Annotated in this window: 20 protein-coding genes, 1 pseudogene and 1 riboswitch; of the genes and pseudogenes, 8 read left to right on the top strand and 13 right to left on the bottom strand. The window is 40.1% G+C overall.

Features of this window, described 5'->3' with window-relative positions; translation table 11 throughout:
* Window positions 1-5 precede the first annotated feature (5 nt).
* Window positions 6-350, top strand: a complete 345-nt coding sequence (locus tag AC5NT5_RS10170; protein ID WP_007375815.1) for a VOC family protein — start codon at window positions 6-8, stop codon at window positions 348-350.
* 53 nt (window positions 351-403) lie between these two features.
* Window positions 404-1,240 (top strand): rhombotarget lipoprotein, encoded by an 837-nt coding sequence (gene rhlP, locus AC5NT5_RS10165; protein ID WP_494513222.1) that lies wholly within the window; start codon window positions 404-406, stop codon window positions 1,238-1,240.
* Window positions 1,241-1,265: 25 nt separating this feature from the next.
* Here the strand turns inward: rhlP and AC5NT5_RS10160 are convergent, their stop codons facing one another.
* From AC5NT5_RS10160 to AC5NT5_RS10140, 5 genes are all read right to left on the bottom strand, one after another.
* The gene (locus AC5NT5_RS10160) at window positions 1,266-2,156 is read right to left on the bottom strand and encodes a dienelactone hydrolase family protein (RefSeq protein ID WP_494512872.1); all 891 of its coding nucleotides are present in this window, start codon (window positions 2,154-2,156) and stop codon (window positions 1,266-1,268) included.
* A gap of 106 nt (window positions 2,157-2,262) precedes the next feature.
* Complete coding sequence (locus tag AC5NT5_RS10155) at window positions 2,263-3,219, bottom strand: alpha/beta hydrolase (protein ID WP_494512873.1); 957 nt, start codon at window positions 3,217-3,219, stop codon at window positions 2,263-2,265.
* Between the two features lie 38 nt (window positions 3,220-3,257).
* Window positions 3,258-3,431 (bottom strand): hypothetical protein, encoded by a 174-nt coding sequence (locus tag AC5NT5_RS10150; RefSeq protein WP_494512874.1) that lies wholly within the window; start codon window positions 3,429-3,431, stop codon window positions 3,258-3,260.
* A gap of 143 nt (window positions 3,432-3,574) precedes the next feature.
* Window positions 3,575-6,724, bottom strand: a complete 3,150-nt coding sequence (locus AC5NT5_RS10145; protein ID WP_494512875.1) for an efflux RND transporter permease subunit — start codon at window positions 6,722-6,724, stop codon at window positions 3,575-3,577.
* 2 nt (window positions 6,725-6,726) lie between these two features.
* Complete coding sequence (locus tag AC5NT5_RS10140; RefSeq protein ID WP_494512876.1) at window positions 6,727-7,905, bottom strand: efflux RND transporter periplasmic adaptor subunit; 1,179 nt, start codon at window positions 7,903-7,905, stop codon at window positions 6,727-6,729.
* A gap of 169 nt (window positions 7,906-8,074) precedes the next feature.
* On the opposite strand from AC5NT5_RS10140, the gene AC5NT5_RS10135 reads away from it, so the two are divergent.
* Window positions 8,075-8,338, top strand: coding sequence for a YkgJ family cysteine cluster protein (locus AC5NT5_RS10135; protein ID WP_007375812.1), 264 nt, complete (start codon window positions 8,075-8,077; stop codon window positions 8,336-8,338).
* Window positions 8,339-8,712: 374 nt separating this feature from the next.
* Here AC5NT5_RS10135 and AC5NT5_RS10130 read toward each other — a convergent pair whose 3' ends face one another.
* Window positions 8,713-10,566: a TonB-dependent receptor plug domain-containing protein gene (locus AC5NT5_RS10130; protein WP_494512877.1), complete on the bottom strand. Its 1,854-nt coding sequence runs from the start codon at window positions 10,564-10,566 to the stop codon at window positions 8,713-8,715.
* Between the two features lie 340 nt (window positions 10,567-10,906).
* Between AC5NT5_RS10130 and AC5NT5_RS10125 the strand changes: the two genes are divergently transcribed.
* On the top strand, window positions 10,907-11,395 hold the full coding sequence (locus AC5NT5_RS10125; RefSeq protein ID WP_002963276.1) for a peptide-methionine (S)-S-oxide reductase: 489 nt from the start codon (window positions 10,907-10,909) through the stop codon (window positions 11,393-11,395).
* A gap of 151 nt (window positions 11,396-11,546) precedes the next feature.
* Here the strand turns inward: AC5NT5_RS10125 and AC5NT5_RS10120 are convergent, their stop codons facing one another.
* From AC5NT5_RS10120 to AC5NT5_RS10105, 4 genes are all read right to left on the bottom strand, one after another.
* Window positions 11,547-12,098, bottom strand: coding sequence for a DUF4136 domain-containing protein (locus AC5NT5_RS10120; protein ID WP_494512878.1), 552 nt, complete (start codon window positions 12,096-12,098; stop codon window positions 11,547-11,549).
* 108 nt (window positions 12,099-12,206) lie between these two features.
* Window positions 12,207-14,984, bottom strand: coding sequence for an Mks condensin complex protein MksF (locus AC5NT5_RS10115; RefSeq protein ID WP_182673496.1), 2,778 nt, complete (start codon window positions 14,982-14,984; stop codon window positions 12,207-12,209).
* Window positions 14,981-15,529 carry a condensin complex protein MksE gene (locus tag AC5NT5_RS10110; RefSeq protein ID WP_024605891.1) on the bottom strand — a complete coding sequence of 183 codons (549 nt, stop codon included), beginning with the start codon at window positions 15,527-15,529 and terminating at the stop codon, window positions 14,981-14,983. Before AC5NT5_RS10110 ends, AC5NT5_RS10115 begins: the two co-directional genes overlap by 4 nt.
* Before the next feature lie 3 nt (window positions 15,530-15,532).
* Window positions 15,533-16,804: an MksB family condensin complex protein gene (locus AC5NT5_RS10105; protein ID WP_494512879.1), complete on the bottom strand. Its 1,272-nt coding sequence runs from the start codon at window positions 16,802-16,804 to the stop codon at window positions 15,533-15,535.
* A 222-nt stretch (window positions 16,805-17,026) separates the two neighbouring features.
* Here AC5NT5_RS10105 and nhaD point away from each other — a divergent pair, with 222 nt between their 5' ends.
* Together nhaD and lysC are read left to right on the top strand one after the other, a co-directional pair.
* Window positions 17,027-18,274, top strand: a complete 1,248-nt coding sequence (nhaD, locus tag AC5NT5_RS10100) for a sodium:proton antiporter NhaD (RefSeq protein ID WP_101217585.1) — start codon at window positions 17,027-17,029, stop codon at window positions 18,272-18,274.
* Between the two features lie 101 nt (window positions 18,275-18,375).
* Window positions 18,376-18,548: riboswitch (Lysine riboswitch) on the top strand.
* A 75-nt stretch (window positions 18,549-18,623) separates the two neighbouring features.
* Complete coding sequence (gene lysC / locus AC5NT5_RS10095) at window positions 18,624-20,015, top strand: lysine-sensitive aspartokinase 3 (protein ID WP_494512880.1); 1,392 nt, start codon at window positions 18,624-18,626, stop codon at window positions 20,013-20,015.
* A gap of 33 nt (window positions 20,016-20,048) precedes the next feature.
* Here the strand turns inward: lysC and AC5NT5_RS10090 are convergent, their stop codons facing one another.
* Window positions 20,049-20,807 carry a 4'-phosphopantetheinyl transferase family protein gene (locus AC5NT5_RS10090; protein WP_494512881.1) on the bottom strand — a complete coding sequence of 253 codons (759 nt, stop codon included), beginning with the start codon at window positions 20,805-20,807 and terminating at the stop codon, window positions 20,049-20,051.
* Between the two features lie 141 nt (window positions 20,808-20,948).
* On the opposite strand from AC5NT5_RS10090, the gene AC5NT5_RS10085 reads away from it, so the two are divergent.
* Window positions 20,949-22,271: a sodium-dependent transporter gene (locus AC5NT5_RS10085; protein WP_494512882.1), complete on the top strand. Its 1,323-nt coding sequence runs from the start codon at window positions 20,949-20,951 to the stop codon at window positions 22,269-22,271.
* Window positions 22,272-22,366: 95 nt separating this feature from the next.
* Here the strand turns inward: AC5NT5_RS10085 and AC5NT5_RS10080 are convergent.
* Window positions 22,367-23,346, bottom strand: a pseudogene (locus AC5NT5_RS10080) (2-hydroxyacid dehydrogenase).
* A gap of 110 nt (window positions 23,347-23,456) precedes the next feature.
* A complete protein-coding gene (locus AC5NT5_RS10075; RefSeq protein ID WP_007581908.1) occupies window positions 23,457-24,017 on the bottom strand; it encodes a glutathione peroxidase in 561 nt (186 codons plus the stop codon).
* A gap of 121 nt (window positions 24,018-24,138) precedes the next feature.
* Between AC5NT5_RS10075 and AC5NT5_RS10070 the strand changes: the two genes are divergently transcribed.
* Window positions 24,139-25,020 carry an NAD(P)-dependent oxidoreductase gene (locus tag AC5NT5_RS10070; RefSeq protein WP_494512883.1) on the top strand — a complete coding sequence of 294 codons (882 nt, stop codon included), beginning with the start codon at window positions 24,139-24,141 and terminating at the stop codon, window positions 25,018-25,020.
* Window positions 25,021-25,089 lie beyond the last annotated feature (69 nt).

Here is a 25,089-nt window from a genome sequence, read left to right as displayed (position 1 = left end):
GATTTATGCAAGTTGATGATATTAGAATTTTTATTCCCTGTAAAAATTATGAGCAATCTCAGCGCTTTTATAAAGCGCTTGGATTTAAGATTGAAGATGCCTCAAATGATTTATGCGTGTGTACTTTTGGCGAATGTACGTTCTTTTTACAGCGTTATTATAATAAAACGTTTGCTGAAAACTTAATGCTGCAACTTTGTGTGTTAAATATAGATGAAGCATATGAACTTATTAGTAACCTAAACGGTTTTGATATCCGCTTTGAGGGTATAAAACAAGAACCTTGGGGTAGCGTTATTTACTTATGGGGACCATCGGGTGAGCTTTGGCACGTAACTGAATTAAATTAAATTAAAAATAAAAAGGAATAAATGTGAAATTTAATAAATATATAATTATTTTTATGGCGACCTTACTTGCTTCTTGTAGTTCGTTTGTGAGTAACAATACAGGTAAAAATACGCAATCTAGTAGCTTAATGGACTTCTTATATCCTGATCAACAAAGCCGCTCTACCTATAAACCTGAGATACCTGTTTTAAAACTCCCTGTTACCGTCGGAATTGCATTTGTACCGTCTAAAAACTGGCAGCCAGACGGGTTAGAGACCCAGAACCAAGTCGAGTTACTCGAAAAAGTAAAAAAGTTATTTCTACAATATGATTACATTGACCGCATTGAAGTTATACCAAGTACCTATTTAAAAGGAGGTGAAGGTTTTGCAACACTCGAGCAAGTCGGGAGGCTTTACGATGTAGATGTAATGGCACTGGTTTCATATGATCAAGTTACGCAATCGTATGAAAATAATGCAGCCTTACTTTATTGGACAATAGTCGGTATGTACGTTATTCCAGGTAATGAAAATACAATTCAAACCTTTGTGGATACAGCTGTTTTTGATATTAAAAGTAGAAAAATGTTATTTAGAGCACCAGGTATAAGTAAACTTGAAAAAAGAACAACAGCAATAGGTATTGATGAAACGTTATCTGAAAAGTCGGCTGAAGGTTTTAATCTAGCAGTTAGTGATATGAGTACTAATTTAGATGCAGAACTAGCAAGGTTTAAAACACGTGTTAAAGAAGAAAAAATTGCAAAAGTCGAAAATAAAGATGGCTCTAGTAGCGGTGGCTCTTTGAGTATTTATTTACTCATCTTGTTGTCGTTATTAGTTATGCGTAGCAAAAAATTTAAAGTTAATAAAAACCAAGTATTTTTAATAGTGCCACCGGCTTAGATCTGGTGGCATTATTTTTTATTCGTTAACTTAGCTTTTTATTGAAAAACTCAACGGTACGTTGCCATGCAAGCTCGGCATTGTCTTTATCATAGCGACCTGTCGAGTCGTTATGAAAACCATGATTTGCCTCTTTATACATATGCATAGTGTATTCAACATTATTAGCTTTTAAATCTTCTTCGTATTGTGGCCACGACGCGTTTACACGTTTATCCAGCTCGCCTAATTGAATCATTAACGGTGCTTTAATATTTTTACGTAAACTTTCACTGGCGGGAGTGCCGTAAAAAGGCACGCCAGCGCTGATTAAATTACTATCTACTGCCGCTAAATAATTAACAATGTAGCCACCAAAACAAAAACCGACAGCGCCTAACTTACCGTTACTGTTAGCATGTGATTTTAAAAAGTGCGCTGCGGCAACAAAATCGTTTTGAATTTTAGCGCGATCCATGGTTTTTTGCATAGCGCGTCCTTCATCATCATTACCAGGGTAGCCACCCAGTGGAAAAAGCGCGTCGGGTGCAAACGCAATAAAACCGACCTTAGCTAAGCGCCTTGCTACGTCTATTACGTAAGGATTTAAACCACGGTTTTCGTGTACCACAAGTACAACAGGAAGCTTACCTTCTATGTTTTTAGGGGTTGCTAAGTAACCTTTGCCTTTTCCGTGCCCGTCTGGCGAATCAAATTCTTCGTATGTTGCTTTAATATCATCGTCATTAAACGACACTTGTTCAGCCAATGCATAGTTAGGTAATAATGCTGATGTAAGTACAGCCATCGAAAAGCCAAGTGCGGCAAGGCCACCGAGTTTTTTCATAAAAGTACGTCGGTCCATTAAACCGTGGGCGTACTCGTCATACCAATCAAAGGCTTCTTGAGGAATGTGATCAGAGGGGGATGTATTCATGGCTGTTCCTTAACTTTATTATGTCTATTTATTATTTAAATACCATAACGTATTAGGGATAAAAAACGAGCAATATTTCTCTCAATTATTAGGATTGTTGCCAAAGTTATCCATCAAGCAAGGAAAGGAGCACATCCCTTTGTTGTGCGGATATTAAAGAAACCATTTCAAGGTGATTTAAATCTTTTATCTCATAAATGCTCACTTTTGGGTTACTAAGAGTAAGCAACCCATTATATGGACTCACTTTGTCTGCATTACTTGAAAAGATGTAAGTTTGTCTTGCATGAGGGGTCTTATTTAGATTACTTAATATGTCGAGTTTATTAAGAGGTACTTTACTTTTTTCAATTACCTTAGCCGCGACTTCGTTTATATAAACATCACCTAACAGTTTGCTATAAACAGGGTATGATAACTTAGCAATTGTTCTTAGTGCGGCTTCAAAATTAATCATTGGAGCAAAAAGTATATGCTTATTAATATTGAGTTTGGTTGTGAGGTCGATGCTTGCAACTGCACCCATTGAGTAACTAAGCAAAGAAATGTCGGTGTATTTGTGTTCATTTATATATTTTACTAATAAATCAAGGGAGTTTAAGCCATACTTAAATTCATCGTACTGATTACTTGCAGGCATCACTATTACATTCTTTCCAGTGATATGGCTAAGCCATCGGGCTTGCATGGTGTAAACCAAACTATTTACGCCATATCCCGGAAAAATAATTAAAAGTCCATCGTTTGACTTCCTCGGTAAATTATCAGCATTGAGTTGATATTCAAAAGTATCGTCTTCAGTGCTTCCTTTACTAATTAAAGTTAATGTTAACGTATTGCCACTTAGTAGATAATTATTAATATCCTTAGGTGAAATAACCCTAAAATCAAGACAATCTATTTTGCTGCTGCAGTAATGGGTTTGTACTCCAGATAAAGCGATAGAGCTCTCAAATTCTTTAGGGAGAACTTTCTCCGGAGGCTTAGTTATTTGATAAGCAATATAGCTCTGGCAACCACTTAAAAAAATAACTAAAGAAATAATCAGTATGTATAAGCGCATTAAAGTCCCTTTAATTTTCAAGCTAAAATTTTTATTGATTAATTAATGCCTGATATCCCTTCATCTACGCCGATTAAAAAGTCGAGCCCTACAAACGCAAACGATATTGCAACGGCGCCTAATAGCATTAAGTTGCGGTTATTCTTTTTGTAGCCAAGAGTGGTTAGTACAGCAAAAACAATAAATAAAATAAGTTGAAGTGTGCCCATCATTATTCCTTTTGAGGGTTATATTTATAGAGTTAAACTATCAGTAAGATAAAGACTTGGCAAATAGGTGAATATTATTTTTAAACTAAAAATAAAAAGCTCGGCATATAATATGCCGAGCTTTTTTGGTTGGGATGTTACTTAATTTAGCCATTTGTAGGCGCTGGTTGGGCATCTACTAGTGGCGGCTTGCCACGCATTTTACGAACTAATCGTTTAGCATCTTCTAGTGCAACATACTGGCACGGTATAAGTATCAGTGTAATTACTGTGGCAAATAACACACCAAAAGCAAGTGATACAGCCATCGGAATAACAATTTTAGCTTGTAAACTCGTTTCAAAAATAATTGGCATTACACCAATAAAGGTAGTGATTGAGGTGAGTAGTATTGCTCTAAAGCGACGAGCACCGGCTTGTACTACTGCATCTTTAATTGCAACACCTTCGGCGCGGGCTTTGTTTACAAAGTCAACCATAACGAGGGAATCATTTACGACCACACCCGCTACCGCAATAATGCCAAACATAGATAAGCTGCTCATAGTCATACCTAAAATCATATGGCCAAACATCGCGCCCACTACACCAAACGGAATAACCGACATTATAATAAGTGGCTGCGAGTAAGAGCGAAGCGGAATCGCTAACAAGGCAAATATAATCATCATTGATATACCAAAATCACGAAGCTGCTCTGAAGCACTATCCATTTCTTCTTGAATGCGCCCAGCTACATCACTTGTAACGCCAGGGTAGCTTTTAAGTAATGTTGGTAAGTATTCATCACGAATTTCCTCAGCAATTGCAAATGGTTCGGCTTGGTCGGTATTTACAGCAGCCCATACGTTTACAGTACGTTTAGAGTTTTCGCGGCGAATACGGTTTACACCGTCAACCAACTTAACTTCGGCTATTTCACTTAGCGGTACTTCAGCGCCTGTAGGTGTAATAATACGCACACTTGCGATGTCACTTATTGAGTTACGTTCGTCTTCTGGATAGCGGATCATGACTTTAATTTCTTCGCCTTCACGCAATATTCGCTGCGCTTCTAAGCCGTAGTAACTAAAGCTAACTTGCGACGCTACATCAGCAAGCGTTAAACCCATGCTGTAAGCGAGTGGTTTTAAATCAAGTTGCACTTCGTCGGTAGCGCTTTGCATTGAATCGTTTACGTCGCCAACGCCTTCCATTGTTTGTAATTTGGCTTTTAATTTACCTGCTACTTCTTTTAGCTCGTTAGCATTTTTGCCTTCAAGTTTAAAGCTAACGTCGCCATCATCTCGACCGCCATTCATTATACTGTCTTGAATGGTCATGGTTTTAATGCCGGGTAGAGCGGGCATTTGCTCGCGCCATAACGCACTTAGGGCAAAGGTATCGATAGGGCGTAAATCAGGCTCTACTAAAATGGCCATAATATTTGCTTGCGTTCGCCCGCGCAGACTTACTGATAAATCGCGGATCATCGGTTTACCGTATTGCTCATGTAGTTGCTGATCGACCTTTAACAACACGCTTTCTATTTTACGTGCGGTTTCAAGTGTTGCTTGCTCAGATGAGGCAAGGTTCATCTCTATATCAATACGTGGAAAGTCGTGCGGTATTTTAGGGTTTGGTACAAACTTAACTAAACCACCTGCAAACATACCTGCGCTTACAATAAGCAAACACATAAAGCCAACAATTACGGTATAGCGGTAGTGAATACAGCGGCTAACAAATGGAAGGTAGTAGTTATTCACAAAGCCTTTTAAACCACTATCAATCACCATACGTAAGCGATGTAATGGATTTTTAGGATTTGGTTTACGTGGGTTCATTGCTGCAATATGCGCAGGTAAAATTAGTTTTGATTCAATGAGTGAAAAAATCAAACATAAAATAATAACGCCACCAATTGCCTTAGAAAAAGCAGCGCCAGGGCCGGTTGCGAGTGTTTGAGGTAAAAATGCCGCAATAGTTGTTAGTACACCAAAGGTTGCTGGCATCGCAACGCGTTTAACACCGCGTACAACGTTATCAAGTGTGTGGCCGTATTTTTCTATTTCGGCACTGGCTGACTCGCCCACAACTATGGCGTCATCAACAACAATCCCGAGTACAAGTATAAAGGCAAAAAGAGAGGCTAGGTTAATTGTTACATCTAAAAAGCCAATAGGCATAAACAAAAAGGCGCCCAGAAAAGACACCGGTAAACCCATCATTACCCAAAATGCTAAGCGTAGCGGTAAAAATAGTGCCAGCACTATCATTACTAATAAGCCACCCCAAATCATGTTATCGACCATCATATCGAGTCGACCTTCAAGGTAGTAAGTTAAATCAACAATAGGAGATAGCTTAACGCCTGCAGGTAAAAGTGGCTCTTTAGTTGCCATGTAGCTTTTAAGTACTTTTGCTACATCGGTAATGTCTTGATCTTTTGATGCGTTTACTTCAAACGAGAGTGAGTTTTTACCATTGTATTTTGAATATTGTAGACCTTCTTCAAAGCCATCATTAATAGTTGCTACATCGCCTAAATAAATTTGTGCGCCATCAGCAAGGGTAATAAGTGGCAGTTTTTCAAACTCAAAACCACGGTAGGCTTGTTTTTCAACACGCATCGAAATATAACCATTTTCAGAGCGTATTTGCCCCGCCGACATATTTGCCGAAAAGTTTTGTACGGCGCCTGCAATATCTCTAAATGTTAATCCGTACTCGCGTAGTTTATCAGGGCTGACTTCTATACCAATTTCGTATTCTAAGCCGCCGTTAAAATTAACAAGGTTAACGTGAGGCAGTGCTTGTAGTTCGTCTTTTATATCGTTGCCAAGCTCTTTTAACTGGTAGTTACTCATGTCGCCGTAAAGCGCGAGTATCATTACCTCTTGCTCAAACTTATCGCGGCGCACAACAGGGCGCTCCATTCCCGCAGGAAAGGTGTTTATTGAATCAACTTGTACTTTAATTTCATCAAGTACTTCTCGTGGATTGTATTGCTCTTCTATTTCAATCCACGCTTGTGAAAAACCACGGTTAGAGTACGTAATTAGGCGTTTAATGCCTTCAATACCTTCGAGGTTTTCTTCAACTTTTATGGTTATGCCTTCTTCAACCTCTTGCGGGGCTGCACCTGGGTAAACTGCTTGTACGCTTATCCAGTTGCTTTCAAACTGTGGAAACATTTGTTTGCGAATGGTCATCGCCATTAAAATACCGCCTACTAATATAAATATCATTAGTAGGTTGGCAGCAACGGGATTTCGGGCAAACCATGCTATTAACCCTGTTTCACGAGTGTTCATGATTATTCCTCTTTCAGCGCAAGTTGAGTTACATCAGTTTTATCAGGCGCAATATCTTCAATTTTTACTGCCATACCTTCAGTTGGGTATTCAAGCGCTGAGGTAACAATTTGCTCGCCATTCTTTAACCCTTGGCTGGCTATAATCATGCCGTTTTGTTCGCGTATAATATTGAGGGTTTTAAACGACAATGTTAAATCGTCATTTAAAATTACAATTTTATTATCTTTAACTAAGTGGTGCGCAACAATAATTGCGTTATCAAGCGGGCGACCTTCAATGGTAGCGTTAATGTACGAACCAAAACGAAGAGGGCGTGTTTTGTCGCCATAAGGTGTTGCAAGTTGTGCTACCAAATAGCTCATGCGGCTTGTTTGATCAACCACACCTTCGGTGCGAATTACTTTGGCTTGCCACATTGTTTGCTTACCCGCGTATTCTGCGTTAAATGTAACATTTGAGCCTACGCCGCCATTTTTTAAATATTGCAGTTCTTGATCGGCAACAGGTAAACGTACCTCTGCAACTGAGGTTGCACTTAGTGCGCCAAAACTATTACCTGGGTTTACTACTGAACCCAAGCTAATTGTGCGCTCATTAATAATGGCATCATAAGGGGCTTTAATATAAGTACGCTCAAGATTGCGGCTAGCACGCTTAACACTTGCTTGAGCAGAGCGGTAACGCGCTAATTTTTCGGCCAGCTGTGGTTTTCGTAAATAAAGTTCTGATGCGATAGCGTCGCTTGAGTCTGACTTAATGCGCTCCCACTCAGCTTGAGCGACATGTGCTTGCGCGCGTTCTATTTCAAGTGCTGAGCTTGCTTGTGCTAAACCCGCTTGCGCTTCAATAAAGTCTGCTTCGTAATCATTTGCATCAATTCGTGCTAAAATATCGCCTTGCTTTACAAACGCGCCTTCTACAAATTGATCTGATACCGAAATAACTTGCCCGCTAACTTGTGCTATTAGCTCGGTACGATACTTTGGTTTAACAATGCCGTACGATTTAACATCGAGCGTTATAGAATTTAAAAGTACGCTTTGTGTTGCTACTAAAGGACGTAAATCTTGCTCTGGCTTTTCTTCGGGTGGCTGTTTCATCATCTTAAAGGCTATAGCTAGCGCAATGCCGCCTGCTAAAACAGCGATTGGGAGTATTATTTGTTTTGTAGTAGCCACAAGGCATTCCTTCATAATTGGTGGTGACAGAGCAATAATACGCAATAAAGTGTTTACAAGCTGTTTTAAGATGTAACAAAGCATTACATGTGTGTGTTACAACTTACTATGCGACTAATTAAGTTCCTAAAAAGAAATTAAAGTAAGTGTTTTTTATACCGAGGAAATTATGAAAACCGAATCGATGAATTGCAGGCTAGGCTGCGGCGCATGTTGTATTGCGCCAAGTATTAGTTCGCCTATTCCAGGTATGCCAAATGGTAAAAAAGCCGGAGAACGATGTATTCAGCTGGACGAACGTAATTTATGTAAGTTATTTGGTGATGAAAGTCGACCAAAAGTATGTAGCGATTTTAGTGCCACGCTTGATGTGTGCGGGTCAACAAATGCACAAGCTTTAGCGCTTATTACAGAGCTCGAAGAGCTCACTTAGTGAGCTATTAAAATACACATATATTTACACTTATCTATTAGTGAGTATTTATTTTAAGTAATTAAAAGCTGTGCTTTTCACGCGAGCAAGCTCTACGTTTACCGCCAAAGTGTAGGTTTGTGTAGACGTGAAGCTTGCTTACGTGACAGGCAAAGCATGTAAAAGTGATTTATTCACAAAGAGGGGAGGAGGCGCTGCGCTTTTAGAGGAGGAGATTAATTTAAAGTAATAGTTGGCTTTTGTTTTTCTCATTTACTCCTAATTCTTTTTTCTTTGTGTAATATTTTTTTCCTAAAAACTGCACTTTTATATAAATAAACACGGCGTTTACAAACCAAAGTATAAATTGAGTTCGTAAACGCTGGCTTTATTTTCTACCAGCTATACGTTGCGCTTAACGTATATTGCTCACCGCGCCCTGGTGTACCTGGTATTTCTTCAAACGACTCATCCCATAAGTTATCTGCCGCTAAGGTGATAAATAAATTACTCAACTGTGGCGGGGTTATTTTAAGTGTTAGCTGGGTAAATAACGCGTTATCATTGCCGTTTCTAAGTGCATTTTTGTGTTGTGTACGCCATTCGTTATCTATTCTAAATTCTAAAATATCAGTTGGGTTGTACACAGCGCCAAGTGTTAAACGGTGATCAGGAAAGTTTAACGCGTAAAAGCTGGCATCAATATCGGCTGCGCCGTAGTTTTCTGATTTATGTAAATAGGTGTAGCTTGCTATAAGCTTTGCTGTATCAAAGTGCTTAGTCGCTAAAAATTCAACCCCTGCAGTATCAATATCAACTGGGTTTGCAAAGCGCGCTGAGGTTGAATCAAAATTAAAGGTCCAATCGGTCAAGTTATTATCTTTTCGATAAAAAATAGCCGAGTTTAACTGCCAGCTTTGTTCTTCAAGTAATAAACCTAGCTCCAAGTTTGATGTGGTTTCGCGCTCAAGGTTGTAGTTACTTCTAAATAACCCGCCAGAGTCGCTGCCGCCAATGGCTGTGTAGCCTGCAACTTGACTCGCCTGCGCGTATGATAAGTAAAGGGTTTGCGCTGTGCCGTCACTATTTTGGGTGTTTAAGGTTATGTCACCAATAGCTGATACTTCAGCATTATCACGATTTGTATCGTCAAACGCAGCACCTAAACGAAATGTAAGTTGTTTATTATCCTCAAGCGCCATTTTGTATTCAGGCAATACGCTTAATTTATAATACTTACGAGAGGTAAAGTTGTTTTCAAGTGTGGTTGATTCAATCGAGTCATCAATAAATTGTGCAGAGTAATTTATTGCCAGTGCATCACTTTGTGCATGACGACCCGAAAGTCCAAGCGATTTAACTTCACTTTTATGAAAAGCTTCAAATGCACTAGGATTTTCGCGCGAGTAAATATAGTGATCGTCATGGGTACGATAATAAGCAGATACTTCAAAGTTGCTGTTATCAGCGTAGTTTTGCTTGTGATTAAGCATCCAAAGACGGGTTTCTAAATCTTCAGTTTCGTTAACGCCAAAAGGGGTGTACAAGTTAGGCCAGCCAAAAAACTTATCTTGTGAGCCAAAAAACAAATCTGTTTGGCTGTGCTCGCTTGCTAATTGCACGCGAGCTGAGGCGCGCGAAAAGTCATGATCGCCATTATCAATGGTGCCATCACTTTGCGAATGAGAATACTCACCTTCAAAGGCCAGAGTATAGTTAGCTAAGCTATCAAGTTGTGTGTTTTTAGCAGCGTGAATACTTTGCAGATTAAAGTCGTTTGTACCAGTACCAAGGGATACACTACCGCCAGTAATAATCGGTTTCCAACCAAACGAAACTGTACCTACAGAGCTATTCATACCGTAAAGTGCGTTATCGGCACCGGTTAAAACATCTGGGCCGCTTAGCATTTGCGGTGCAATGGGTATTTCAGCAAAATAATGCCCAGATTGAGGGTCAAGCAGGGTAGCGCTTCCTACTCTAAAACCGGTGTTTTCAAAAATCCCACCACGAATAGTTACATCAGCTTGCGCCTCAGCCATATTACGCGATTGAAGGTCAACACGGGGGTCATATTCTAAATTAGAAATAGGCGAGTCGAATGTACCTACTGGCAACTTATTTGCAGTGGGTGAGGCCTCAACCGTTATTTTCTCGATTGCCGACTCATCAGATAGCGTATTAGCATTGGCAAATGCAGTAACGCTGCATAATATTGCAGGTATTATAAGGTGTGGTGTGCGATTCATGTGTTTCTCATCATTTTTTATTTGTAGCTGCGGTTACAATTAATTTCAAAGCTTATATTTGAGCATGATAAAATAACTAAATGTAACAGCAGTCATTTTGTGCGCGATTGTACATTAATTTGTTAATAACTGCATTTGATAACCATTTACGTAATACCGACTTTATTAAAAACATGGTTATTCTATCGTATTAAATAGCGCACTCACTGCGTTAAAAATTATTTATATAGAACAACTATATGTCATAATTTTCGCCTTGTTATTGCGCTATTTTCTTGGCGCTATAATAGAACACTATTTTAATGCAATCGGTATAATTACTTATTAGGTAACATTTATAATGGATACTAAAGAATATAATACTATTTACTTTGCTGGTGGCTGCCTGTGGGGCGTACAAGAGTTTTTAAAGCACTTACCAGGCGTAATAAGTACTGAAGCAGGACGCGCTAATGGTACAAGCAAAACCACTGACGGCGAATACGATGGTTATGCCGAATGCGTAAAAGTCATTTTTGATTTAAAAGTCGTTAGCCTAAATAAGCTGTATGATTACTTTTTTGAAATTATTGACCCATACAGTATTAATAAACAAGGGGATGACGTAGGCCCTAAATACCGCACTGCCATTTATAGCAAAAACCAAAGCCATTTAGATGCAGCAAGCAATTATATAAATAAGCGCAGTGATGCCGATAAAATTGTGGTAGGGGTAGAGCTGCTAACTAACTACGTGCCAAGCGATCCTGAGCATCAAGACCGACTAACTAATCACCCTGATGATTACTGCCATATACCGCTTGAGTTACTGCATAAGTATAAATCGTAAATTTAACGCGGTGTTTTTTGTAGACGTGCAGCTTGCTGACGTGACGAGCGTAGCTCGTAATTACTTAAGTCTGTAAGCCCAAAAATACACACCCACAAAAAAGCTCACGTACTGTGAGCTTTTTTAAAACTTACTTATAGCTAATTATAACTTACTGATGCTTTTGCGGCGGGAAGTTACTTAAAATTTCGCTCACTGTTTTATTAATTGATGCTTCACGTTGTTCTGGCGATTGGTTTTTCTTTAATCGGCCTTCTTTTGCGCCGCGCCATACTAGCTGGTTTGACTCACGGTCTACAATATCAATAATCAGTGTACCCACTTCGTATTCACGCGCAGTTGTATCGCGTTGAAAACCAGTACCCCAATAACCCCAATGCGGGCGGTAGTTTACATTAAATGTATCTACTTCAAGCTCTTTGTCTACCGATGCATGATAGTTAACAAGTACATCAGCATTTGCTGCATCAACTAAGCTCATACCTAGTGTTTGGCTCAGCTCAGCGTTAACGGCAGTGCGAACACGTTTTTCCATTAGGCCATTAATTTGGTAGTTATTTGTGTCTTTAGTTAGGCTGGCGTTTTCTACCCAAGCAAATGTTTTAAAATTACTAAAGTTGGCTGATTTATCGTAATCCCAATCAGGGGTTTGTGTACAGGCTGTAAGTAGTGCTAGCGCTGCAACAATAAGTATGTTTTTCATTACGTTTGCTCCAATAAAATGCATTAATTTAAAATAACACACATAGCTTAAATGTGTATTATTTAAACGTCCTATATTTTAGTTTAGTTGGTTTGCCTTAACGGCCAATTAATTGTGTTCAACTTCAATCCAATCTTTTTCATCTACCCAGTTTTGTGCACCGTCTTTTACTGAACGAATCGGCACAATGTAGTCACAACTTATTTGTGGCTTAACTGAGGCAAATATAGGCACAAAACCAAAGCTTAGTGCGGTTTCTATAATCGCTTTTTGATTTTGCGGGTCAATGTCGGCCGCTTCATCTATGTAAATAGGTATACGGTATAGGTTTTGTTCCTGATCGCTTAATAAGTAACGAATAAACAACATGCCACACAATAATTTAATCGTAATACGTGTGCCGTTTGAACCTGCAGAATCTATTTTTTCAAAGTGCTCTGTTTCACCTGCGCGGTTAACTACTTCAAATCGAATATCAAATAAATCGGTAAGTGTTAAGCCCGCTTTATCTGATGCGAGTTTAATTAAGTGATCTTTTGCTTCGTTTACCGCACTTTCGCTGTAAGGTTCTTGGCTCAGTAAATCAAGTGTGTCACCTTGCTCAAACTGATGCGACGTGCTGATAATGGTATCTATACTATCAACCAGCATTTTGCGCGGTATTACGTTAATTTTAAACGCTTGCAGGTTTGAAATACGGTGCTGGCTTATACCTTTATTAAAGCTGTTCATTTCGCGGCGAAGTCGGTCTAAATCTTCTCGCAAGCCTTTAATAGTTGCAGCCACTTCGGTGAGCGCAACGCGTGCTTGGCGTTCAACCGCATCGCGTTCGTTATCAATATTATGAAAGGCGCTTATTAGCTTTTGGTATTTAGTATATTCGTCGTTTTCGTTGTCGAATTTAGTAATACCCGCGTTATATACATGTAAATAGGTGTTGCGTACGTTTATGTCAAAATTACGCAGCTCTTGGCAGTCTTTATTAAAGTGATGAACAAGGTCGCTTAAGTTATCAAAGTCGACCGTAATATCAATCATGTACGGGGTTACTTTGCCGCTGTATAAATCAAGCGTGTGATCGATTCGCTCGCTTTTAACTTGGCGTAAGCGCTCAGTTTGGCGATTAATTTGCTCTTGTTTCGATTTAATTAACGAGCGACGATCGGCAATTGAGCCACTATTTTTTTGAATATCTTGCAGGTAGTCGTCAACTTGTTCGCGCTCAGCTAATAATTGCTCTTTTAGCATGGCTTGCGCTTCAACCGACTGCTGCATTACCTCAAACTGCTCTAAGCGTTTTAGGGCGCTCTCTGCGCTCATAAGCTCATCGTATAACGCGTCTTTTTCTTTTTGCTTGTCGGCAACGTTTGCAGCAACATCGCGTTGTTGCTTAAACTCTTTAAGTGAATGCTCAAGTGCATTTAGCTGAGCGGTTAATTGCTCTTTGTTTTCGCCGCTTTGCATTTGCACAGGCGAGAGCTTTTTAAGCTTAATGCTCGCACCTGGTAGCGTTAATACGCCGCCTTTAACGTTTTCACTTAACAGCGATAAAAATTCCCCAAACGCGTCTTCGTCATCAATGGTTATATCGCCATTAGTGGTGGTCGCAAACGAGAGAATATCTGGGTTTAAAATCCGCGATATTTCTTCTACTTCTTTTAACGAGAGGTCTTCGCGCATGCGGGTAAACAAATTAAATTCAAGATTTTTAAGTTGCAGCTTTAAGCTCTTAATTTGTTTTTGTGTTTCGCTGATGCGGTAGTCAAGCGTGTGCAGGCTTTGCCCTTGTGCGCTAGTTATAGAGTGCGAAAGCGACTCGTAATCTTGCTTTAACTGAGTCAGGCTGGTTTTGAGCGTGGCTTTATTTACTAGTTCAAACTCGCTTTTAAGCGCATCGTAATCTAAGAACCACTGCTCAATTTGAGTTTGTCTGCGCTCTATATCACGCGATTGCTGTACGTATAGGCTTTGTTTTTGCTCAAACTCGTGTTTTTCGTGCTCTATATCTTCAAGCGCAATGCCCAACTCATTAAGTTGCGATTCTTGATAGGTATCAAAATCAATCAGTGCTTGGTCAATTTTAGGCGCATACGCCGCTAATTTACCTTTAAGCACAGTTTGGTTTTCAAGCATTGATTCAAGCGCGGCTATTGGCTCTTGCATTGACTCAAGGGCTTTTAATTCGCGTTTTGAGCGATTTACTTTATCAAACGAGCGACGCCATACTTCATAAAAGTCGACCTTAGAGTTCGACATATGGCGTTCAAAAACGCGTAGCATAAAGCGTTTTACGTCGCTTGCGCCTAATTTGTGTAAGTTAAGAATACGTCTAAATATTTCTTTATAAATAGAGGAGTCTTGGACATTGTTAAGCGGGATCATTTTTAGGTTAATGTCGCCGTCAAAAGGCGTTGCGCCGCCAGTCAATAGCGCGTTTAACTCTTGTGCTTTAAGCTCAATAGGGTTGTAGTTAAGCGATTTTAAATGGTTGAACAGCTTGGTAAATTTAATAATAGTTTTACCTTGCGTGTACTGCTCTAAATCAAGCTTTCCTTGATAACAAAAGTACTGATGCGCGTAACCGGCAATTTTACCAAGGCCTGCCACGCCTATTACTACCGAGCCATGAGGCAAGTTAGCTTCTAGTAAAATGTACGACTGATCGGATGAAAAATAAAACTTACGAGTTTCATCTAAATCGTGTCCATCCCATTCTGTTAAGCGTAAATCGTTAATAAGCGGGAACTGCAGGGCGTTAATAACCGAGCTTTTACCTGTGTTATTGGGCGCGCAAATAGAGCTGCTTTTATCAAGCGGGATCACACATTTTGCATAGCCTGCGGTGTTAAGTAGGGCGAGTTTGCTTAGTCCGTATAGATTTTTCATTCCTCGTCCTCTGTAATGTAGGTTTCTTCGTTTACTTCCATGAGTGCATCTATGTAGCGGTGAATTGGCGCTTGTAGCATAAAGCCGCCTTCTACTTCACGGGCTAAACCTAAGCGCACCATGCGCAGGTAAACGTCTTTACGTAGGTCTGATCCCGAAAATATCTCAAGCTGATCAAACAAATGTTTGTTAATTTGCACCAGCGTTTGCATAAGCTCTAAATCGTTTACGTCGTCAAACAATGCGCGCATTGGATCTTTACCCGTATTGGCGTAGTGCTCAATTAAAATGTAAATGGTGAGTGCGATAGCGCGAGATATTTTGCCCATATTGGGTGTGCTTTCGTCGCTACCAAAATAATAAAAGCCACGGCTATCGTGTTTTAAATCGTTACCTAGGGCGGTAAATAGGGCGGTGTAGTCTTCTATGTGTTGGTCAAGCTCTTGCCACATTACGTTGTCTTGCTCGCAAATGTGATAACCCGCTACTAATTTTTTATTAATGGCTTGTAGATGAGTTAGCTCGTCTAAGTTTATGTGTGTCATGGTTTATTTACCTGCCTTTGGATCTGGCTGAGGCTCTGAATTAAATGGATATAAAGAAAAGTGCTGACCGGCAATTTTTACGCGGGCTTTTTCATCGCTTTGAATTATTTTAATATCGCTGTCGCTGACCAATTTTTGATACAAAAATAGCATTTCGTCGGCATCGAGATCTGGATAGCTTTCGTCTAAAAATTGCAGCAAGGGCTGCGGCTTTTTGCGTTTTTTATTAAAGCGCTTAGCAAAGCTGGTTTTAACATCGTTGTAGTCAGGAATATTAGGCGTAACAAATGCAGGCACGTCTTGCTGGTCAGGCAATTGGTATTCTTCGTGTTCAAATTCAACCAAGCTTGCCATGTAAGCCACAATATGGCGTTGCTGACCAAGCGAATATCGCTGCGCGTCGCTTACAAAATGTGGTTGCACAGCACTTAGCATATTGTCTACGCCATTTTTACGTACAAGCCCAAGTACTTTGGCTGCTTGGCGAGTAATTAAGTTATTACGGCGTAGCTCCTCGCGCAGTGGCATAAGCATATCGGCACTTTTACGTAAGCTTTCTCGGCCCATTAAATGCATTTCGAGTATACGGGTACGTAATTGCTCCAGCATACGTTTGTCGTTATACGCTTTACCTGAGCGCTCAATGTGCAGTATTTGCTTACTTATTTGCTCTTCAATGAGGGTAAAACATGCATGAAACTCACCACGAATATCAACCATTTCAAGCATTGGCTCTATGTATTCGTCAAAGGCTTCTATTACCGCTTTATAACGCTTTTGCAGCGATTGCGCTGTATTATTTGATTTGGCTTGTTCAACAATGTTTAAAATAGCGTTTTCGTTGTGCGTATAGAGCTTCATTATTTTACGCACCCGATCATCCATAATGCGGCTGTAGCGTCGTAAGTCGTCAAAGTCTTCTATTTCGCCAGCGTTATCTAGGCGGTTACCTAAACGAGCAAGGTCCTCTACTAATACGCTAATTTCTTGCGCTAAACCTAAATGCTCTTCTTGCAGTAAAAAAGTAGCAAAATCAGCAATAGCACGATTTATTTCAAGCTGAGAGGATTTAGCCAGTGGAATTAAAATATCTTGGTTTAACAAACGATTTGTTTCTTTATAAATGCGTTCGTTTGACCACGTAGGCTGCTTTTGCTTAATCGCGTTTTGTACGTCTTTTAGGCTAAAGTCAGCCATTTTAAAACGTTTAAATAATAGCTCTAATACACCCCAATGTTCGGTTATGGTGTTTAGCAGCTTTTTAGCTGGGATCATATGGGGTTACAACATCCTAGTATTTTATTATTGAGTTCTTTTAGAAGACTCATTATTACGTATTTTTAATTAATCTTGTTTGTATATAGTATTCGTTTTTAAGACCATTTAATAATAGTTTTTGCATAGAGGCAGTGCTAAAATTCGCGCCGAAAATAGGCACATGAAATGGAATGTTATTTGTGTGTTCTTTAAAACTATATCAAAGGTTGTTTAACTACCATGGTTTCCTCGATTATTCTAACCCTGATAGCGATTGCATTTTTACTGATCGTTATAGAAGATATAATCCATGTCAATAAAGCTAAAACCACGCTGTTTTTTGGTACGCTTTGCTGGATTCTTCTTTTTATATACCCTCTACACGGGCAAAGCCCCGACACGATTCAACACCTCTTAAATGAAAATATTTTAGAAATTGCCTCATTATGGCTATTTTTAATGGCTGCAATGACCTTTGTAGCGTATTTAAATTCAAAGGGGTTTATAGAAAATATTGTGCACCGTGTTATGCCAAAAAGTATTAGCGAAAAAAAGCTCATGTTTTTGGTGGGTGGTTTTGCGTTTTTGTTTTCGTCGATTTCAGATAACGTAACAGCGACGCTTATATCGCTTGCGGTTGTAATGTCGTTAAAGCTTGAACCTAAAAAGCTCGTTAAATACGCCACGCTTATTGTGTTTGGAGTGAACTCAGGTGGGGTATCGCTAATAACAGGTGACGTAACCACACTAATGATATTTTTAGATGGCAAAGTAACCATTGCTCATTTATTACTACTTATAGCGCCAGCACTTGCAAGCGTTATGCTGCTTGCTGCGTTACTGTCTATAGGTATGAAAGGGCGTGTTGAGTTTGCTAGTGCAGGTAAAACCCGCATTGAAAAAACCGACATAACCATTGCTGTTATATTTTTATCTACCGTAGTGAGCACACTTACGCTGAGTGTAATTTACAGCGTACCGCCTCTATTAACCTTTTTGTTTGGCTTGTCAGTGATGTTTTTAGTGGCGCAATTTTTAATGCGCAAAAAAGACATAAACAAAGACATAATCGATTTTGTTCGCGATATAGAATACGACACATTATTGTTTTTTGTAGGTGTACTTTTACTTGTTGGCGCACTTAAAGAAATTGGTATGTTGAGTAAATTTACCGACCTATACACGGTAATGGCACCAGAATACGCAAACTACTTAATGGGCATATTATCAGCAGGGGTCGATAACGTACCGCTTACCGCTGCATTATTAAAAGCCAATATAGTAATGAGCCAACAACACTGGTTGTCGTTTACGTATGCAACGGGCGTGGGCGGTTCAATGCTTATTATTGGTTCGGCTGCGGGCATTATTGCCATGAGCAAAGTTAAAGCGCTTACCTTTATGAGCTACTTGCGTTTATCGCTGCATTTATTAATTTGTTACACGGTTGGATATGCGGGCTCGTATTACATGGGCAGTTTTATTTAACTCATAAATTATTAAATGCTTGACAGCTAGACGTCTAAACGATAACTTTCAAAGCCCCGCTACTTAGTGGGGTTTTGTTTTATTAGCCACTGGTTAATAAAGCATTCAGAAGAGGTGCGATACTTAGGTACTTAATGTTAGGCGACGAAAGCCGATGATCATTAAGGAGGGAAGTACTCGCCGAGGAAAATAATGGTACGTCGTCATTGTTTTTCGGTTTATGGGGCTGAATCCTCAAAACTGTCACCAATATAGGTGGAGAGCTTCTGGCAGTGGACTTATCTTCAAGCATTCCTTTGCCAAGTTCTTCTTGTTTTATTGCGGTTTGGATACCGCGAAAGGAGACTAAATGACTACCCAATCAGTGCCACAAACAGTATCAGGCGCAAAATCAGATTACATCGTTGCCAAATTTGGTGGAACAAGTGTTGCAAATTTTGAAGCGATGAGTCGCTGTAGCGAAATTATTGTTGCAGATAAAAGCGTACGTATTGTTGCCGTGAGCGCCAGTGCCGGCGTAACTAATCACTTAGTTGCACTGTGTAAATCAAGCATTACCTCAAGTGAACGCCAAGAACACATAAACGGCGTGCTTGCTATTCAACAAACTATATTAGATGAATTATCGCTAGATGCTGATTTAGCGGTTGGCTTTAACGAAACCTTAAAAGCATTTCAAACATTGGCTCAAGAGCCACTAACAACCGATCAGCAACACGACGAGCTACTTAGCTTTGGTGAGCGTTTATCGTCGTATTTGTTTGCTCAAGTGCTGCGTTTACAAGGTTTAAATGCCGATCGCTTTGATGTGCGCAAGGTGCTTAAAACCGACAGCCAATTTGGCAAAGCAACGCCTAATGTTGCAGCAACAGCGCAAGCTGCTAAAGAGCATTTAATTCCGTTATTAGACGCTCAAGTAATTGTGACTCAGGGATTTGTTGGCAGTGACGAATACGGTCAAACCACAACGCTAGGACGTGGTGGTTCTGACTACAGCGCTGCATTATTAGCGGAAGCGATTAACGCTAAAAGCGTGCATATTTGGACCGACGTAGTGGGCATTTTTAGCACCGACCCGCGTTTGTGCGCAAAAGCGACGCCTATTGCACGTTTAAGTTTTGACGAAGCCGCTGAAATGGCAACCTTTGGCGCAAAAGTATTACACCCAGCGACTATTTTACCAGCGAGCCGTAGCCACATTAACGTGTTTGTAGGTTCTAGCCGCGAGCCAGAGCGTGGCGGTACGTGGATTGAGCGCGAAAAATCGCAGCAACCAGGTATACGCGCAGTAACGCAACGTAAAAACCAAATATTGCTTACGCTTAAAAGCCCAGAAATGCTACTAGCAAGCGGCTTTTTAGCACGCGTATTTACACTATTAAGTGAATACAATATATCGGTAGATTTGGTAACCACATCAGAAATCAGTGTAGCTATAACGCTTGATAACGCGCAAAACGCCTCGCGCCCAGAGCTTGATCAAGAATGCCTAGATAAGCTTGCAGAGTTTTGTCATGTTTCGGTAGAAAACAACCTAACATTGGTGGCACTTATTGGCTCTGAGATTCAATTACGCCAACACGAAATGAACTTAATGAGTGTACTAAAAGACTTTAACATTCGATTAATTTGTCACGGTGCTAGTAAGCACAACCTGTGCTTTTTAGTAGAGCAAACTGAGTCAGATAACGTAGTACAGTCTATTCATAGCCGTTTATTAGAAAATGATTTTGCTGCGTAAGTAATCGTTATTCAGGGAAATTAACTAGTAAAATCAGTTAATAAAGTCATTTAATAAAAAGCATCGCCAGTCGGTGCTTTTTTTATGCACCACACTCACATCAAAACAAGCATTACTGTCACTGCTATCAGCTACAGTAATGCTATTACTGCAAGCGCTAAGCTTTGCACTATGTAATTCGTCAAACACATTGGGGCTAAGTAATTTTGCAATAGGGCGGCTGGTGGCTTTAGCAAGTGACTCTTTTAATGTCCAAATTCTAAAAAACGTATCTGCTTGGGCTTGGGTATTAGTGGGCTCAGTGATAAGTGTAATTTCATCATTATGATAAAAATGCTTAGCGAGCTTTTCAAACGGGCGCTTTAGGCTTACTTTTTCAATATCAAAACCAAACTCACTTTTATCAAAATTTAGCGCGACCCCAACTAAACCATGCGAATGCGAAATACAGGTATTTATAACATCATCACCCACGTGTATTTGCAGTTTTGAGCTTTCTTCGTCAAATTCTGTACTCATTTTATTAAGGGCTACGTGCGCATGTTGCGGCTGCGCTACTTTAATAAGGTGTTTTAGCAATAACCGCGTAGCTAAATACTCTTGCTTAGCTTGTGGGCTTTTACGGCGGTTTATAATGTTTAACTCAAATGGGCTTAAGCAATCGGGCAAATTAAAGTCACTAAGCTCAAGTGTTTTAGCATTAAATAATAAAATACTGTTACTCGCTAAAGACAAATTTGCCAATTGAGTTGAAGTAATACTCAAGGCGTTTTTAAAATAGTGTTCAGTCATAAAAGCCCTAAAGCAAAAGAAGTCGCTGATATTGTGAGCGGTTAACGCCACTAATAAAGGCTGGGTACAATTTTATTACTCAGCTGGCATGAAATATGGTTTAATTCACAATAATCAAAATAATAACAGATTTGTAGATGTATGGCACAAGTGCGTGATGGGTTTCAAAGCCGACTTGGTTTTGTTTTAGCCGCTGCTGGCGCAGCAGTGGGTTTAGGTAATATTTGGGGTTTTCCTACGCAAGCGGCCAACCATGGTGGCGGTGCATTTTTACTGGTTTACTTTATTGTTATATTTTTACTTGCGCTTCCTGCGCTGTATACCGAACTATATTTAGGTCACAAAGCACAAGCTAACCCTGTAAAAGCATTGGGCGATGCATGGCAAAACACTAACCGTAAGGTTGGTGCTGCGGCAGGTTATATAGGCCTTGCGGGCGCAGTTGTTATGCTAAGTTTTTACTCAATAGTAGCAGGGTGGATGCTCTCGTACGCTATTGAACCTATAACAACTTTTTTTGGGTTTACAGGCGCAAGCGAGTTTTTACATAGCGACTCAGTGCTGCGTAATTTTGTATTTACGCCGCTTATGCTTATTTTAACTGCCAGTATTATTTTAAAAGGTGTTAAATCGGGAATCGAAACCTGGTCGCGCCGTTTAATGCCACTGTTACTTGTGCTGCTTGTTGGTTTAATTGCCTACATTGCAACACTCGATGGCGCAAGTGAAGGCTTTGCTGCGTATTTAATTCCTGATTTTAGCCAAATACTCGACCCTAATTTAATTATTGCTGCAATGGGGCAAGCGTTCTTTTCGCTCTCTTTAGGTGTGGGCTGTATGATGATTTACGGCTCGTATTTACAGCCAGATGCTAATTTACCAAAGCTCACCGCAGGTGTTGCACTACTGGATACTGGCGTTGCTTTTTTAGCGGGGTTACTTATTATTCCTGCTATTTATGTGGCGCAGCACAACGGTGTAGAAGTATTTAGTGGCGGTAAACTGATTGGTGAAGGGCAACTTATTTTTGCTATTTTGCCTGAGCTATTTAGCACCATGGGCGAAATTGGTTTATTAGTCGGTTTATTGTTTTTTGTATTAATGTCTATCGCATCGGTTACGTCAACTATATCGACTACTGAAATTCCGGTAGCGTTTTTAGTCGAAAATCACAACGTTAGCCGCACCAAAGCAACGTGGGCAGTAAGCGCTGTTGTACTTGTGTGTGCAAGCGCGATTATATTAAATTTTGATTGGTTATTTGGCTTAGTCATTATGCTATTTACCCAATACCAATTACCGCTTATGGGCTTATTTTACTTTATTACAGTAGGGTGGATGTGGCAGCGTGGTAATAAATTACACCAAGCAACAATCGGCGTACATTACTGGTTTTCTCAGTATATTCGTTTTGTTTGCCCAATATTAATGACCTTGGTATTTGCAAACGTTGCCTTTGGTTAATTTTATCTAAGCCCTAAAATAAATTAATAAAGCGAAGTGAGTTTAAAACGCACTTCGCTTTTTTTGTGCCTATTATTTAGGTACAGCTAAGGTATTTATAAAACCTCATTAGTTAGAGGTTTACCTTCATTTACTTCAAGCGCGTTAAGTAAGCTGTGTTTGCTATTTCGGTGAGTGCTTCTTGGGTAAAAAAGCCCTGATGGCCTGTTACTAAAACATTTTTAAAGCTCACTAAGCGCGAGAATATATCGTCTTGATTTATTTCGTCGCTGTGGTTTTTAAAAAACAGCTCCGACTCTTGCTCGTAAACGTCGAGCCCCAAGTAGCCTAATTTTTTAGTTTTAAGTGCATTAATGCACGCTTTGCTGTTAAGCAGTGCACCGCGAGAGGTGTTAATAAGCATAACGCCGGTTTTCATTTTACTAAATGCCTCATCATCTATTAAATGATGAGTTTGCTCCGTTAGGGGGCAATGCAAAGAAATCACATCGCTTTGGCTAAGTAAGGTGTCTATATCGGTAATTGTATAATTGCCAGGTTGTGCGTAGGGGTCGCACACTAATACATTAGCGCCAAAGCCATTTAAAATGTTACACAGCGCAAGGCCAATTTTACCGCAACCTACAATACCCACGGTTTTATTGTGCAAGTTAAAACCAAGCAATCCATTTAAATCAAAGTTGTCTTCGCGTACGCGGTTATACGCTTTATGTGTTTTACGGCTAAGCGTTAGCATAAGTGCAATACAATGCTCGGCTACGGCCTCAGGGCTGTAAGCAGGAACACGTAATACTTTAATTTTATGTGCTTTTGCTGCAGGTAAATCAACATTATTAAATCCTGCACAACGTAGCAAAATAGTATTTATGCCTTGGCTCGCCAATTGTTCAATAACAGTGGCGTTTACAGTGTCGTTAACAAATACGCATATGGCATCAAACCCGTTTGTTAAAATGGCCGTTTGTTCGCTCAGGGCTTGCTCAAAATACGTTATTTTTATATCACGGTGATCGCGTGTACTTTGTTCAAAAAAAGGCAGTTCGTACTTTTGAGTACTAAAAAAAGCAATGTTCATGGTAATAGCCTCGACGCTTAAGGAGTATTATTTATTACTAATACAATAAACTACTTTATAAACCTGTGCTTTAGTAACACGCATTTTATTGATTTAAATTAAGCCCTAATTTATGCCTTAGCCGACGTAAACAAAGGTATTTTTGACGATACTTTTTTACCACCTCTAGCAGCGCTTAACTTTGCGGCTTGCAGTAGGTTGCTTTCTATTACTTGTTTAAGTGTTTCGGGCTTAGTACGTGGTGCATAGCGTGCAACAAGTTGCCCTTGTGAGTTAATTAAAAACTTAGTGAAATTCCACTTAATTGCACGATTTTGCGAAATACCCCGCGTATGCGACTTTAAATAATTAAACAACGGATGTGTTTCTGGCCCGTTTACCATTACTTTACCAAATACCTCAAATGAGACATTAAATTGCTCTTGGTAAAAGTCTTTAATGGCTAAATTATCAAGCGGCTCATTTTGGCCAAACTGGTTACACGGAAACGCAAGTACAGTAAAACCATTGCTTTTGTATTGCTGATAGAGCTTTTCGAGCGCATTTAATTGCACCGAAAAATTACACTTACTCGCTGTATTAACAATAAGGACGGTTTTGCCCTGTAACTGGCTAAGAGAAAAATTTTCGCTGTTAAAAAGTGGTGCATTAAATTGATAAATACTGTCCATAGGTTACCTACTTACCTTTCCCGCTAAGGAAATTTTATAAAGACTTTCATTCGCTTTTTTATCGACCGGTTGACATAATCGAGGTCTAGTTTCTAAGTTATCAGTTAAATAGGTCATTTTTATGTCAATGAAAATCGCATTTATAGGTTTAGGCGTAATGGGTTACCCAATGGCGGGGCATTTAGCAAAAGCAGGGCACAGCGTATGCGTTTATAACCGTACTCAAGCTAAAGCACAAACGTGGACTGCAGAACATTCAGGAAGCCTTGCATCAACCCCGCGCGAAGCTGCCAACAATGCCGACATCGTATTTATGTGTGTTGGTAACGATGACGATTTACGCTCAGTAGTGTATGGCGAAGATGGTGTGTTAGCGGGCATGTTACCGCACACTGTTTTGGTTGATCACACCACAACCTCTGCCGAAGTAGCCCGCGAAGTGGCTGCAAAAGCGGCTCTGCAAAATATCGACTTTATAGATGCGCCTGTATCGGGCGGACAAGCTGGCGCCGAAAACGGCGTATTAACGGTTATGGCGGGTGGCAATGAAGCCGTATTTGCTAAAGTGCAGCCAGTAATGGCGGCGTTTAGTCGCTTTAGCCAACTGTTAGGCGGCGTTGGCTCGGGACAACTTTGTAAAATGGTTAATCAAATTTGTATTGCTGGCGCAGTGCAAGGTTTAGCCGAAGGCTTACATTTTGCTAAGCAAGCTGGGCTTGATGGTGAAAAAGTAATAGAAACAATATCTAAAGGCGCAGCCGGTTCGTGGCAAATGGAAAACCGCTACAAAACAATGTGGGCGGGTGAATATGAGTTTGGTTTTGCCGTAGATTGGATGCGTAAAGATTTAGGCATTGCACTCGATGAAGCTAAAAACAATGGCGCTACTTTACCAATGACCGCAACGGTCGATCAATACTACGCCGACGTACAAGCACTCGGCGGTGGCAGATACGACACCTCAAGTTTACTAGCACGCATTGAAGCGCTGCATAAAAAGTAACGCTGTAGACGCGAAGCTTGCTTGCGTGACGGGCAAAGCCCGTAGAGTGATTTATCACAAAGAGGTTTA

The organism is Pseudoalteromonas sp. J2K-J599 (assembly GCF_059295115.2).
This window is presented reverse-complemented; position numbering and strand designations above follow the sequence as displayed.